The following is a 14,838-nucleotide window of genomic DNA, read 5'->3' as shown; positions in this document are numbered from 1 at the left end:
TGATTATCAATCAGAAAGTTTTTAAAAAGAGAGAAAGTAGGGGAGACAGTTGATATAGGGGAAAAGAGCTATTTAAAATTGTTTGCCAAAAGTAATACCAAAGATCAGCTCTTTTTCACCACCTTCAATAAAATCAAGGTCTATATTCGGAGTGATTTCTATATCCGGAGGGAAATGTATGATATATCCAATCCCCAATCGACCAACCATGCGGTTGGGTTCATCTTTTTCATATCTAATTCCAGGGCCTATGCCAAAAGTCAGGTTACTGAATACGTTTAATGTACCAAGGCCTATCAATTCTATTTGATTATTATGTTCCACATTGACGGGTGTATGTTCAATAACCGCACTAAACCCAAAAGGCATGGAAAGGACTCGGTGGTACTCAAATCCATAGGTAAACGCTTCATCATTTTGAGCATGATTTCCACCTACAAAAACACCAAGGAGATTTTTGTTTTTTTCCCTCACGTGCGGTTTGTTTGAGAAATCAGGAGCCGAATTTACCGGGTGTATTGAACAAAAAAGGCATGCAATCCCCAGAATGATAGTTATTATTTTCTTACCATTTATTACCGACATGAGTTCTCAATACAGGGTTATCTATTTCTTTATTAAATCGCAAAATGGCTAATATTTAAAGAACATTTGAATCGATATGTTATATAAAAATCTTTATTAACAATAAGATGTTGATGATGTGGCTGGCAAAAAATTTTTTAAGACATTGCCATTAATTTTTCTACCTTAATTGTTGATTATTAAGTAAACTGATGATTTTGAATGGTAAATCGGGATCTATTTAATAAGGAGATTGGCATGTATTTTTCAAGATGTATTTCACATGGAGCTATTGCAGGAATTATAGCAGGGATTGTTTTTACTTTTTTTTTAGTTATGGGAGGCATGCTCGAAACATTGGGAAGTATGATTAATATGCCAACAAAAGGAGGAGGCCTTTTGGTGCATGCTGTAATGAGCATTGGCAGCGGGATCGCTTTTGCCCTGGTTCTGGATTGGTTAATGCATTCCTGGGTCTCTGCCATTCTTCTTGGGTTATTGTTCGGTTTTGCAATGTGGGTCGGCGGCCCAATGACCTTGTTACCCTATTTCGCTTCAGGGGTGCCTTTATTTGCAAAATGGACTATGGAAGGATTTAAACAAAACATACCCCCTTTGGTTGGGCATCTTGTGTATGGGTTGATATTGGGTATTACTTATTTTGCTTTCAAACGCAGGAATAACTGACAGCATTTTTCATGCGTAACAAATTGATTTTATTAAAGATATAGTGACATCAGAAGGTGGTGATTGTTTTTTATCGCAATCGCCACCTCAATTTAGCAAAAATAATTGCATACATCACAATCAAGCGTATTTTACTTTTCTCAATTAAATCAGCAAAAATGGTCAAATATTTTCAGTAAGAAAACAATATTCTTATTCTGTAAATCAAGTTAATAATCGGAAACAAGAAAGTGAAATATCAACAAAAATTGGAGAATATGATTGATTTCATTGGAAAGCATCTCGATGAAGAGCTTTCTCTTGAAAGCTTAAGTGAAATTTTTTGTATATCAAAATTTCACTTTCATCGCTTATTTACTGCATTTACCGGGTTGTCTTTGCAGCAGTATATTAAATGGCTACGCTTAAAACGCGCTGCTCATCAGCTTATTGTCGAGAAAGACCAGTCCGTCATTAACATTGCAATCAATGCAGGTTTTGAATCCCATGAAGCATTTTCCAGGGCTTTTAAGAAAGCTTGTGGATTTAGCCCAAGTCAGTTTAGGCAAGGTTTTGGGAGGTCATATTGGGAGCAGCCACCGTATTGTTTGCCTAGACAAGGTAGAAATGATATGAAAGTAGATATTAAAAGTATTGATAAGATACGATTAGCTGTAATTGAGCACAAAGGTGATCCTAAATTGTTAGGTGAAAGCATTAACAAGTTAGTATCCTGGGCAAAATCTCAATCGATTAATCTTAAGCCACGACCCGGAGAAGCATTTGCCCTTGCTTATGATGATCCTAAAACAACACCACCATCTGAATTTCGTATCGATCTTGGCATCAAGGTTCCCGAAAATTTAAAACTGGATGGTATGATTGAAAAGTTTCTGCCATCAGGCCGTTATGCAGTAACGGTACACAAAGGTTCTCGTAATAATATTGGTGATGTGGTTTATTATCTTTATCGAGATTGGTTACCCAATACCTCAGAACAATTAGGAGATTTACCCTGTATCTTTTGTTATTATAATTTTGATCATGAAGTAGCTGAAACGGAACTTTTAACGGAATGTTGGCTTTTGTTAAAATAATCCGCTTTAAACACCAGTCAGAATAGCCGATAACAATAGACCGGGCATAACCTATGTCTTTTTAAGTTATAGTAATTTTATTTTTAAATAACTTGTCAAACAACCTATGTGCCTCAGCTTGTCTATGAGGCATCCATAACACATTTTGTAGACGCTACTAACAAGCAGTGGTATGTAAAGAATCCGTTCTTTAAAATTCAAGTAACCATACACTAAATCTGGTTAGCCAATTTCTGTTCAAAAGAATCTAGGTTTTTCAGAGGATCTCGTGTAGGCCGTTGACTGATTGGCATTCACTTGATCCAGAGCTTGCGCCGCCCGAAAAAATCTTTGTATGGCAGTAGCTGCAAGGTGTTTACTTTCCATCAAAACAGTATTTAACCCTTCGCCCCATGTACCGTCTTGTACAATTTGAAATGCAGTAGGGTTTCCAAACTCATTTTGGCAATCTTTTATCATTTTTTGATAATCCAGCTCATTTGTATAAAGTCGTTTAACAGAACGAGATAACATAAGCGATGCTGAATAATAGGAGCGAAGGTAGTCTGCTTTCTCAGGGTTTTCTTTAATGGCATCTTGCAATGATTTCACTTGGTAAGTTTCATGCATGACTGTCAATGCTTCATTGAATACAGGAGAGTGCTTACTTCCATAAAGTGCAGAAACAACAAAACGGTGCTTGGCAAACTCTTCACCATAACTTGCTTTAGGTTGTGATAAGAAAGGGATATTTTTAGTGACTGTAGGTAATTTTTCCATAGGAACGATATCAGTATCAAAATAATACCCGCCATCATTAAAAATTTTAACCTTGCGAACGATATTCGATAAAGTGGCATAGGCTTTTTCCTGGAGAGCACGCTCCGCTTCTTTTAACAAAAACTGTTGTCGTAAATCCGTCAGGTCAAAACATTGTTTCCAGTGAATAGTATTTATTCCGGAAAGCTGAATGGAAGAAGAATGTTCATCAGTGATAAAGTTGATTTGATAGTCTGGGTTTAAATTGTGCCATTTTTTTAAATGCTGTAGATATTTGTAGGGAAGATGTTGTGGTCCTACCCAAATAATATTAATTTCTTTAGACATGTTGTATTTACTTACAATTATAAAAAATGGCTTTTATAGCAATACATTCAGAATGTTAACAAAATAAACAATTGATATGGCGCGGGAGATTCAGGTAAAGATCAAAATTTATCTTAATTTTTTCTATTTGTAACCAATGGTCAGACAAAAAAGTAGGAGCATTTTCTTGAAAAATAAAGAGCTAATTTTTCAATAGGATATCTTTAGGTTTGCGCTTGATTCAGAACAATATGGCCCAATTTGGAATCACATATCAAACCTTGTTTTGTAAAAGCTCCTTAATTCTTTGAAATTTCTTTTTATATTTTTCTGAAGGGGATACTTTTAAAGATTTTAATATATCCTCAATGAATTGAATCACCATAGAGCGTTCTTCTTGTGATTTTAATAAGTGAGGTATTGTATTAAAAGCCAGCTCGGGATCATGCTCTATCATTATGGTTTGTGAATGCACAATTTGTTTGAATCCATTTTTATCCAAATGCTTAAGCGCATTGCATTCACGTAATTTTTGAATGACATCAGGTAAATTGGCGCCAATGATATAACCCTGAACTTTCACTAATAATAGTAATATACGCAAAATGGCCTCTGGTACGCCTCCATCACTAATATGTGCAATAATCGACTGAGTTATTTTTTCTTGATTATCTTTTTCAGGAGAATGGACAATCATATCTCTTCTGGGATCAAATGGCGCTAATAATTGAATATAGCCATAGACTGCATAAAACATTATCTCCACAGAACTATCGCGAGAGGTGCTGAAGAAATCCCATAGTGAGTTTATAAGCTTTGAAAAATTTAATTGCTGAGTTACAAAGGGATTATTTTCAGAAATTTTAATGCGATTTTGACGAACAAAGGGTGATATCCATGATACTGGGTACACTAAAGGGTTTATATCACTCAGTAAATACTGGTTCTGTCTTAGCGGGTGTAATTTTCGAATCAATTCTGCTGTGTATTCGTTACTCATATTGCGGATTATCGGAGCCATAAACAAGTCATAACTCATAGCGTTGTATTCGGATACCATACGAACAAGGTTGAAGATTGCCACATTATTCTCCTGTCCTTTCCTGATATCGTTGATAGAACGCTCTTCAATATAAGCGATGTAATGGGGGGGAGATTTGGGGTTTTCCTTTATTTCTTGCAATTTTAATTCATATAAGCCCGGAGCCAAATGTTCTATGTAATTTAATAAATCAATAATCTGATTATGTTCTTTTTTAGCTACTTCACTTGAGACGAAAATTCCTAAATGTCCAACACTTTTATGAATAAGATAAACAATGACTTGCCCATCTAATTTGATTTCCAGAGTGTTTGAATAAAGATCAGAAATCCAGTTCAGGGCTTGTTGGGGTGGTGTAATGTTGTCACCTTCCGAGCAGAAAATAATAACAGGCACACTAATATCTCTTAAATCGAGGTTATTACCTGACTGCCCTAAGGGGATTTTGCCATGAACCAGTTTGTTGCCAATAAATAAATTATCAACTATTCCTCTCATCTCGTTCACATTCAAAAGAGAAAAGCCTCCCCACCATCGTTCAAAATTTAAAAATCGAATTTCTTCCTTATCAATATTGGCAAAGAGATTGTAATATTTGCTCCAGTAAGTGACTTTGGGATTGGCAGTTTCAAAGTTCATCACCAGGTTGGCTCCGTCAAATTTGCCATTACCTAAATCACCAGCCATTTGGGCGATCCAGCTTCCTCCCAAAATTCCTCCAATATAGCGCATGGGATTTTTTCCATTTTCTCCACCCCAATAGGAAAGAGGGGCACCGTTGACTACAGCGACACCTGCTACATCTTGGTTAGCAGCCATAAGCGTTAAAATAGCCCATCCTCCCTGACAATTACCAATTAAGCAAGGTTTAGGGCTTTGAGGGTGACGCAAGGTTACTTCGCTTAAAAATTTTTCGTGGGCTGCAGTGACATCAACCAGAGTTTGATTGGGTTCAGGAATGGGAAAAAAGATAATAACGTAAACGGGGTGTCCTGCTCTTAAGGCAAGTCCTACTTGCGATTCATCTTTAAAACCGCTGATTCCTGCACCATGGCCAGCCCGAGGATCTACAATTACATAAGGTCGTTTTGCGGGATCAATCTGAATGCCTTCAGGCGGGATGATTTCTACTAATGCATAATTGACTGGTCTCTCAAAATGTCTACCATCCATGAGCATATTATAAGAAAAAATGAGAACAGGAGGTTGTCCCTCTTGTTCATGCTTGAGATATTGATTGCCTCGTTTACGCATGATATCCCAAAACAGAATGCTTCTCTGCATGAAGTCAGCGGTATATTCAATAGCATCATTTAATATATTGGGATAAGGATAATCCTGTTGCGAATTTAAGTTGATTAAAGATTGTGTTACCTTGTTTGCTTGTTCAAGGCTTTTATCAATTGATTGTAACCAAAGAGAAGCCATGGATTGGGAATAGTCAAAAACGTTATGAAATTGTTCTTGAATTTTGGGTATTTCAGCAAACATCTTTTTCTCCTGTGACTTCTCAATTCCGGGTTCTTTACTTCCATCCGCGCTTGTTTTTTAGCCTTTTTAACACGTTCTGGCTTGTTGGTCAGGGTAAAGAGGAGGCATTGTGCATCGATCATTTAAATCCATTTGTTAATCACTTTTAAATCATTATAGACAGTTATTGTCAAAACAGTAAATGTGCTTTGTTCATTGAAGGTCGATTGTAATGCTTCATATTTTTATCCATTTTGTCTTTGGGTTGAACGGTCAAGCATTTGTTTCTGCTAACTCTTATATTGGGTGGTTGGGTTTGATTTTATTGGGAAATTTCCAGGGATTATTTCATTATCCGTTTAGCCGTTGACGGCAATATGGTGATCTGTAATAGTTTCATAGGATTGTATTATGTGAGTCAGTTTCAACCAATTCACTGTTCTCAGCTAATCAATCTCTGGATTTTGCCTGGTTATCCATGCAGATGTTCTTAATCAATCTTCTTAAGGATAAAATAATGAGATATGCAGTTACCTATTGTGCAATGGATCATGAGTTTAGTGGTAATCCTTTTTGGCATAGTTGCATTTTATTATCTCAATGGGATGACAATGGAAGGATTGAGGTAGTCGATAATTGGGGTTTTTATGGGGTGCCATCTACTGTTCGCGATACGTGGTTAAGTAAACTGAAAATCAAGTTGGGTTTGGATGTTGATTTGAAGGGCAATCATGGCATGTTACGGCATGAAGAACTGCGTTATTTAGATGTAGGCTATGGTTTACATGGAGTTACTTTTGAGTTAACCAGGGAAAAATTTGATTTATTGCAGTTAAAATGCAAAACAATGCTGGAAGAACAGAAACAAGCCGTTAAGGAGGTTGTTGAATCACAGGGGATTGCCGGCAAACAAAAATACCGTATTTATGAGCATGAAGATTATTCTCCTTTAATTTTTGCTTTGGAAAAAATCAAGGCAAAACAAAAAGGCCATCAGCCCAGGTTGAAACCATTTGAATTAAATTTGTCATTTACCCTGTGGGGCCCCGCTTTAAATCAATCCTACACTTGTAAATCACTGATGATTGATTTGCTAAAAGGCATACTGTCTCAAGAGCAAATTGCCCGAATCACTGAAGAGGGTAAACATCCTACCGTACCAAGATACAGTGGTAAAATGGAAAGAATTTATTTGCATAGCAGTGGACCATTACGTGAACATAAAAAATCTTCCGGTGCGGTTGTTCATTATCGGGATTTACAAGATGCGGGAGTCCAATTACATTGGACATTACCTCCACAAGAAATTGAAGCTTTATCCGGAGATACCATCCGATTACTGAAAATAAGTGAGGAGTATTGTGATGAGGTGAAACAAGCGATAAGCAAGCTGCAAAAATTGGAGTGGTTATTTATTGATGCCAAATTGCCTGAGAAATATCAGTCTTATCAAGAAGATTTGATTGTTCGTATTCGGCAATGTTATGAGGATTTCGCTCAGGTTGAACCTAAAAAGGCCAAGTCAACAGCCACAGGCTGGATGGGATTCGCTTTGTCATTGTTTTCTTTGCCAAGAGATCTTGATGAAAAGATTCTTTTACAGAAATTAAATAATACTAAATATCTGATTAACAGCCTTTACATGGCTATTGTTGACCATTGGAAAATTTATGATGATTGGCCATCTGAAACTAAAACAGACTCTACTGACTGTAATCCTCTTGAAGCTTTGGCTGCTTATTTATGTGAGGATGATAAGAAGAAACTTTGTAAGATTATTGGACGGAATTATCTGGATCCTTCGTCAGAAGAGGAGCTTGATGATATTGAAGAGAGCGAATGGGAGCAGTCAGAGTTAAGCAGTAGTGTTGCCAGCCCTATGTAAAAGCCTAACCAACAGTCATTTTTTAAGTAGCAAATGCGGATTATTACACTGAATAATATTTGCATTTGCCTACTTATCGTAACCATTGTGTTATTCGAGGGAACTAGCTGAAAGGGTTTTTCTCTTCTACAGAACTTACGAAAAAACACAATCTCTTTGTTAAAAAATGTTTAATTCAGTCATTTATTTTATTTTATTTAAACTCCCTCATTAAAAACATTTTTTACCTTGACCTTGGGCTTTTTCGTAAGTCCTGTTCTATTCTCATATTAATAATACTTTTAAGTGAAGATTGTGGGATGAACGCTTTAATATCGTGGATAAAGGCATGGTCACAGAAATTTTTCCCCAATCAGAAAAAAAATGAGAATAAAGAGGAAGAGGCTGGTTTAACTCAAGAGAAAAAGGTGAGGCCTAATGCCGATTTTTATGAAAATTATTTTTCTCTTGTAGCTGCTGGTACCAGACTTAAATTGGTTGAAGCCATGTTTGGTGTCAATTTATTTTCTTTATTTGAAAATAAGACATGGGTTTTGGAAAAGGATATTATAGAAAAATTACAATTAACGCCGATAAGGGCCAGGAAATGGCTGCATCTTCTTAGTTCGGAGCATTTTTTAATACAAATCAAGATTAATGGTCAGCAAGCTTATCAATTACCCGAGGAATTCATTGAGTTAATCCAGAGTGAAGAATTCCCAGCCATGGAAATGTTTTTTAAGACCTGGCTTGTTAGTGCAGAGGAAAATCTGACTGATGTATTGCGCTTTGGAAAAGTCAAGACGAGTGTTTCCTGGCCTCCGAAAACTCAGGGAGAAGCAGCGTGGCTTGAGGATTGGATGACAAGAACTGCTGAACAGCCCACTGATTGTTTATTAGAAGCTATCAATTTTAAAAAGATCAATAATCTTTTGGATGTGGGTGGTGGTGATGGAACTATGGCATGTACTTTTGTTAAAAAACATCCACATTTAAAAGCGACAGTCTACAATTTGCCGATGTCTGCAGCAATGGCAAGAAAAAATATTGAATCGAGAAAATTAAACCATAGAGTGCATGTGATTGAGGGTGATTTTATTGAGGAAGATGCATTTCCAGTAGGGTATGACCTCATTTTATTTACAAGGGTTTTGTTTGATTGGGATGATCAGGTATGCAGAAAATTATTAAGAATGGCTTATCAGGCTTTGCCAAAAAATGGGTTAGTGGGTATTTGCGAATTTTATAAAGAGGATAACAGCGACAGCTGCCTTGCCTCGGAATATCGTTATATTTTTCACGATGATTTTGGTGTGAATGTGATGAAAAGGGCCTCAGAATATCAGAACATGTTAGAAAAAATTGGTTTCACTATCATTCAACCGCATAAAATAAAGGGGATGCATTTTTATTATTGTTCTTTGATATTGGCTCAAAAGTAAAAACTCTTATCTGTATTTTGGTAAAACTTCAATTTATTTTACAGTGTAATAATTTCCAATAGCCAAAAAGATTGACTTTTTGAGTTTCCAGCAATTTAAATTCTTTATAATTTAAAATGGAATGGATAGAAAAATTTGAGTTAAATCCTACAAAATTATCAATATGCGACAGTTTTTTTTCAAGGAAACGCAGGATAGGTTTTTCAGAGGCAAAATGATTCACAAATATTATTTCGCCTGATGGTTTACAAACACGCGAGATTTCTTTTAGGAAAGCATCAATATTAGGGACAACAGACGCAACATACATGGCAACAACAAAATCAAAATGGTTATCTGGAAACTCCAAATTAGCGGCATCCATAATTTTTAATTCAATATGGGTTGTTAATTTTTTCTTGACGATACGTTTTTCAGCCTTTTCTAGCATTTTTTCTGAAATATCGATTCCAGTTATGTTCAAATCGGGACGGTAAAAGGGTAAAGATAATCCTGTGCCAACCCCAAGCTCCAAAACAGAAGCATTCGGACCAGCATTTTTATTAACTTTATTAGCGCATAGAGAGCGGCCTTGATGGAATATAGATCCAAAAAGGACATCATAAAAAGAAGAATAAATATTATAAACTTTTTTTACTGAAGAGAGTGACATAACCAATACTCCATGTGGAAAGGCAAAACGAAAAATAAAAACTCTTTACTTTTAGAGATTATTAATTCGTACATTATTAATGAAAAAGTTCACTCCTGTTGAAACTGTGGGAATTTCATATCAAAGTTATCTTTAGTTATACCTATGTCAACAATGCTAAATGATCTAAAGGATGAAGATATGTCTTAAATAAGTCAATGATCTCATGTAAAAAATTTGAATTTGCAAAGTCAAAGTGACTCTTTTGTAAGCGATGTAGCTACTAGGGAGAAGAATCAATACCTAAATTAAATTGTATGCAAACTAGTCGAAATCTTGTTGACAGTAGATGGACATATTCTCTTTTAGTTTAAATCCATAATAAAAAGTCGGGTCTTATTGACCCGACTTCAGAATTTTATGTAATTTGGGTTAAAATAAATTAAAATCCAATGGTTTTTTTATTGGATTCATCTTCTTCAACCATTACAAATTTCAAATGCTCAGGTTCTCTGCCTATCTTGGTGGAAATGTCATCGATTGCTTTCGCTCTCTCTTCCAGTTTGTCTGGCGAAGTGGTTTTGGATTCCAAATCGCTTAAGAGCATATATAAATCCATCGCATTGTCAGGAGATATTCCCAATCCTTCTTGCAGTTCAGAAGGTCTTTTCCTTGCCAAATTAGAGATCAGCTGATCCGTATCAATCTTGTCATTAAATAATTCAGTCCTGAATCGTGCAAGCGATTGCTGTTTGGTCCTGATTTCAAGCCGTTCATCTGTGGTTAAACCTACTTTGTTGGTAAAGCCCCAGAGTAGATTACCCACTATTCTTCCTATTCCAGCTTCTCTGTCCAGTCGATCCAGCTCTTGTATTCTGTTTTTTCTTGTTTTATCCAGATCGTCATAGTTAGCTTGACATACCTCACGTAATTGGGTAACGAAGACTTCGCTCTTGAGTTGCAGTTGTACCATTTGAGGGTAGGCTTTTTGTTTTGCAACCAGCAAATCATTGAGTTTGGGGATATCTTCCCTTAGCTTTTCTGATGTCTTTGACTTATCCAATGTTTTTTCGAGTTTTGCGAGTAACTCAAAATTCTGTTGTATTTCCTTTTCCTGCATGTGGAAAGTTTTAGCTTCCATTTGGCTGATGGAAGCCCGAATGGTATTTATCAAAGACGAAACCAGGGATTGATTAATGTGCTGTAAGTTACCGCTTAATTTATCCAAATCAGACAGGTTCAGCGGATCTTTTGATGAGCCGTGTTTTTTGATTCGCTCATTGCGCAACGCTTCAATATCAGCAGTTGTATCAAAAAATTTTGCTATTTTTGCTTTCAATTCAGTCTGATTTTTGGGTTTTGCGTTGCCAAGGTCTGACACTTGTTTGGTTACTTCAAGTAAATAAGCATCGGCTAATTTGGTATCGATAACCTGTATTTGTTTTTCCAGTTTTTCAATATCTGAAAAATCAACTTTATCAGTTCCACTGTGCATCCGTATTTTTTCATTACGTAACACGGTTATTTCTTGTTTCAGGTTGCTCAAGTTAGATATGCCTTTCTTGACAGCATCAAGATTGGGTAGTTTCTCTGTTTCAAGTTCATTAATTTTCTTCGATGTGTTTTCTATCAGGGCATCGTAGCGTTCTCTTACTTTCTTTTCATCTGTTACTACCGGGGTAACAACGGCACGCTGCAATGATGCCAGGTCTTGTCTGATGCTCTGGATTTGTTCTCTTAGCTCTCTTCTAATGGTACCCATCTCTTTTTCAGATGGGATTCTTTTAAGTGCATCCAATGCGCCAGCAATGTTTTGCTTTTCCATGGCTTCCTGGCATTGAGTCAAGGCGTCAAGCACTATTTTATTTCCAACCATTTGCTTAATGGCATCCATCTGTGTTTTAGCTTGCCTTGCTTCTTCAAAATTGAAGGCTGACCATTGTCCATCAGATGGAAATGCTGCTAATGCTTTACTTAAAGTGTCCGGGTCACTCTCCATGAGTCCACTAAGACTATTTTCCAAAACAGGACCAACGGTGTTTTTTAGAAAATTTTTGTAAGCCGTCGATAAGTGTGAGTATTGCACTGCTTCTACTTCGTTTTGTAAATTGAAAATTGTCTCAAGGTCAGGTGCTCTCTGGGCTTTTTCAAAAGAGCTTTTGACTTCGGCTAACTTTGCTGCTTGTATTCTTAAAAATGGTTCAACCGCATAGCCGCTTTCATGCCGTGGTATAAAGTCCGGGCTTTTTACAGCAACAAAGGTAAAGGCATATCGATTCTCTCCTTTTTTTGTTTTGCCATCAAGGGTTACTTTGACTGGGACCAAGGCAACATCTTCTGGCAAATAAACGGAGAATTCACTTTCAGTGCCCGCCCCATGGCGTCCTACCTGCTTGGGATGCAGCAAACCATCCGGGTCAAGCATTTCAAAGATGACATTGGAATCCCAGGTTTCTATTACAAGATTAATATTCGTAGTCGTACTGGCATTAGTTCTGCTGGATATTTTACTTAAATCATTTAACTTGATTTGTTTAAAGGCTTCAGCAGAGAGATCAGTAAACAGCGTATTTTCTGTATTAGCAATGATGGCATTCGCTTGATCAATTAACCCTTTGGTAAACTCTTCTGATAGGTTTAATCCACGAAACAGTCTATCCGGATCAGGGGCTTTTGATGTATCCACTAATGCTTTACTTGTCAAAGGCGTCATTAGAGTGGTAATCAGCACTTCCTTGAAAGAGGAGCCTTTATCCCGATTTTGTGCGATGGCATTGACTCGGCTAAAGTACCAGGCATCATTTTGCATGAGGAAAATTAAATCGTGTTTCTTTTGGGTGATATTGCCACTCTTATTATGTTCATTTTGGTCTTTAATCCAATATTCTCCAATTTTCTCCGGAATTGCTTCTGGATTGGTAGAATGAAACTCAGTGTCTTTCTCATGTCGCATTAAAGTATCGATGTTTCCTATGTCGGTGTCATTAAGCAGTGAGCCTACAACAGCCATTTCACATTTGGCTAACAAGTCACGGAAGAATTTTTCTTCCAGCTTTTGGCCATTGATGAGCACATGATCATCATGTATGCAATCAGGATTGGCCAAGATTTGCTGAATGATGCGGGCAGCCGCAATTTCATCCATATTGGGTTGTCTTCTCTCTTTATCAGAGCTGGATTGAAAGCCATTTTTAATGGCATCCGTTTGTAGTTTTGAACGGGCTTTTTGGATAGCTCCCAGGCATTTTGCGGGGTCTTGCTCACATTCTCTTGCGAATCGTGTTGGTAAATAATAAGAGGTCCCTTCCAAACGTGTTTTATAACCAGGATAGGTTTGCTGCACATCAGGAAAAGCGTAATATTCCTTTATGGTTAGGAATCGTTCATTATCTTTCAGTTTATAGTTACGACCTACAGGTTCTTGTAAGTCTTTTGTAGATTTTGGTTCCTTACCTTCTACAATAACGTATTTTTGTCCATTATAGGGATTTTCATAAGGTCCGCCTCTACTGGGGTCCTCAATTGCTTCAGGGTTAACTAGAGGAACAACGGCACCAGTGGCAAAGAAGAAATCACGATGAGCTTTAAGAACGGCCTCGGCTCCTTTCGAACCGACGCTATTTTTAAGCGCATTATAAGCTCTCTCTAATGTAACTTCGCTAGGGGTTTTTACTCTCATTAAATCAACCATATGGCCTTGATTTATCAGGATATGTGCTGGAGTGGCATTCCAATCATGATCTTTATCGAGAATAATCGCGGCATAGAAATCGACTTCTTTTTGATCTTTAAAGATTTTGCCGATGAGCTGATTGTCTTCAACGTATTTCCTGAATGCTTGCTCACTTTTTTCATGATATTCCGCATAGAAGTTTCTCTTGTGGAATTCATCATACCCAGAGCGTTCGTCGTCTCTTCCTACCACAAAAAAAGCTTGTGCGATGAGAATTTTTTTCATTTCTTCCGGCGTTACATCAGCTAAAGTCTGTCCATTTTTTGCTTTGCCTAATGTTTCTCCTCTCAGTTGAGCTTTACGTGCTTCTTCTATCATTACCTCAGCGCAAGCCATAGTGCGCACTGTATGGGCAAGGCCATGATTGACCCTGCTCTGCTCGTCTGGAGGTATGCGTCCTTCTTTTGGATCCTTTGGATTTTTTAATGGACCAGGATAGTCTTTGTTTAAATATTCTTTATGCACATAGTTTATGGTTTCGAGAACATCATCATCACTCTCTAATAGCTTACTGTCTAAAGAATGCTTGAGTGCTACTTGTGGCGCGGTAGGTGTTGTAGGGGCTTCTTTAGGAGAGGAATCTTTGCCCGGAAGAACCAGTGTAGGAATTTCTATCTTTAAATCTTTTTCAGTAGCTTCTCTTAATGCTTTTGCATCTAATTGCTCGTCACCGTGAGGAAATTCATCAGCAACGGCTCGTAACCACCCGGTAATTTTTCGATAACCGTCATGATCAAGTTCATTCCTCATTTCATCGGTAATGGTTTGACCCAGATTCAACAAAGTAGGGGGATTATGTTGATTTAATGCCTGGTGTGCTCTTAAACCGACGGAGGCAACCCAATAGCCGCATAACCCCCTATTTAAATTAGAACCATTAGGAATAACAGAAAGGGTAGATCCCATCGGTAATTGTGCTGCTAAAATATTTTGATAGCCTTCCCCAGAAGCTTTACCCAGTGGGTCAAAGAGATAGTATTGGTTGCCGGGACCTTTGATTAACATAATCCAGTGGCCGGAGTCTCTATGTGGTCCTACCCCGGTTAACACAGGCATAAAACCTTGGTTGTTGAGGGCTACTGTGTTAATCGTCGGCACTCCGTTGTATATGCTACCGCTGGTAATATCGCCATACCCCATGCGTGCAAAAATAGCATGCATACCTTCTTGAGTTAGTTCTACCCCTTCGACATACTTAGGCATTATGGTTTCTCCCAAACTGATATTCTAAAACGTGCAAACAAGCACATTTATGGAAATAAAT

9 protein-coding genes are annotated in these 14,838 nt (G+C 37.3%); 4 read left to right on the top strand and 5 right to left on the bottom strand.

The window, feature by feature from the left end:
* Positions 1-72 precede the first annotated feature (72 nt).
* Positions 73-585, bottom strand: coding sequence for a hypothetical protein (locus EL201_RS10840; protein ID WP_027222269.1), 513 nt, complete (start codon positions 583-585; stop codon positions 73-75).
* Positions 586-822: 237 nt separating this feature from the next.
* On the opposite strand from EL201_RS10840, the gene EL201_RS10835 reads away from it, so the two are divergent.
* Complete coding sequence (locus tag EL201_RS10835) at positions 823-1,251, top strand: hypothetical protein (protein ID WP_027222268.1); 429 nt, start codon at positions 823-825, stop codon at positions 1,249-1,251.
* Positions 1,252-1,481: 230 nt separating this feature from the next.
* Positions 1,482-2,327 (top strand): AraC family transcriptional regulator, encoded by an 846-nt coding sequence (locus EL201_RS10830; RefSeq protein ID WP_027222267.1) that lies wholly within the window; start codon positions 1,482-1,484, stop codon positions 2,325-2,327.
* A 237-nt stretch (positions 2,328-2,564) separates the two neighbouring features.
* On the opposite strand, the gene EL201_RS10825 is transcribed toward EL201_RS10830, so the two are convergent.
* Both EL201_RS10825 and EL201_RS10820 read right to left on the bottom strand, forming a co-directional pair.
* On the bottom strand, positions 2,565-3,413 hold the full coding sequence (locus EL201_RS10825; RefSeq protein ID WP_027222266.1) for a glycosyltransferase: 849 nt from the start codon (positions 3,411-3,413) through the stop codon (positions 2,565-2,567).
* 253 nt (positions 3,414-3,666) lie between these two features.
* A complete protein-coding gene (locus EL201_RS10820) occupies positions 3,667-5,925 on the bottom strand; it encodes a DUF3141 domain-containing protein (RefSeq protein ID WP_027222265.1) in 2,259 nt (752 codons plus the stop codon).
* A gap of 415 nt (positions 5,926-6,340) precedes the next feature.
* Here EL201_RS10820 and EL201_RS10815 point away from each other — a divergent pair, with 415 nt between their 5' ends.
* Complete coding sequence (locus EL201_RS10815; protein WP_080273063.1) at positions 6,341-7,789, top strand: hypothetical protein; 1,449 nt, start codon at positions 6,341-6,343, stop codon at positions 7,787-7,789.
* A 299-nt stretch (positions 7,790-8,088) separates the two neighbouring features.
* On the top strand, positions 8,089-9,210 hold the full coding sequence (locus tag EL201_RS10810; RefSeq protein WP_027222263.1) for a methyltransferase: 1,122 nt from the start codon (positions 8,089-8,091) through the stop codon (positions 9,208-9,210).
* A gap of 28 nt (positions 9,211-9,238) precedes the next feature.
* Here EL201_RS10810 and pmtA read toward each other — a convergent pair whose 3' ends face one another.
* On the bottom strand, positions 9,239-9,862 hold the full coding sequence (pmtA, locus tag EL201_RS10805; RefSeq protein ID WP_027222262.1) for a phospholipid N-methyltransferase PmtA: 624 nt from the start codon (positions 9,860-9,862) through the stop codon (positions 9,239-9,241).
* 421 nt (positions 9,863-10,283) lie between these two features.
* The gene (locus EL201_RS10800) at positions 10,284-14,777 is read right to left on the bottom strand and encodes a SidE phosphodiesterase domain-containing protein (RefSeq protein WP_061773173.1); all 4,494 of its coding nucleotides are present in this window, start codon (positions 14,775-14,777) and stop codon (positions 10,284-10,286) included.
* Positions 14,778-14,838: the final 61 nt, after the last annotated feature.

The organism is Legionella pneumophila subsp. pascullei (genome assembly GCF_900637585.1).
GTDB lineage: Bacteria > Pseudomonadota > Gammaproteobacteria > Legionellales > Legionellaceae > Legionella > Legionella pascullei.
This window is presented reverse-complemented; position numbering and strand designations above follow the sequence as displayed.

Bases quoted from the DNA above. Each gene is read 5' to 3' on its own strand.
- EL201_RS10825 (WP_027222266.1), bottom strand. From the start codon at position 3,413: ATGTCTAAAGAAATTAATATTATTTGGGTAGGACCACAACATCTTCCC.
- EL201_RS10840 (WP_027222269.1), bottom strand. From the start codon at position 585: ATGTCGGTAATAAATGGTAAGAAAATAATAACTATCATTCTGGGGATT.
- EL201_RS10800 (WP_061773173.1), bottom strand. From the start codon at position 14,777: ATGCCTAAGTATGTCGAAGGGGTAGAACTAACTCAAGAAGGTATGCAT.
- EL201_RS10810 (WP_027222263.1), top strand. From the start codon at position 8,089: ATGAACGCTTTAATATCGTGGATAAAGGCATGGTCACAGAAATTTTTC.
- EL201_RS10820 (WP_027222265.1), bottom strand. From the start codon at position 5,925: ATGTTTGCTGAAATACCCAAAATTCAAGAACAATTTCATAACGTTTTT.
- pmtA (WP_027222262.1), bottom strand. From the start codon at position 9,862: ATGTCACTCTCTTCAGTAAAAAAAGTTTATAATATTTATTCTTCTTTT.
- EL201_RS10835 (WP_027222268.1), top strand. From the start codon at position 823: ATGTATTTTTCAAGATGTATTTCACATGGAGCTATTGCAGGAATTATA.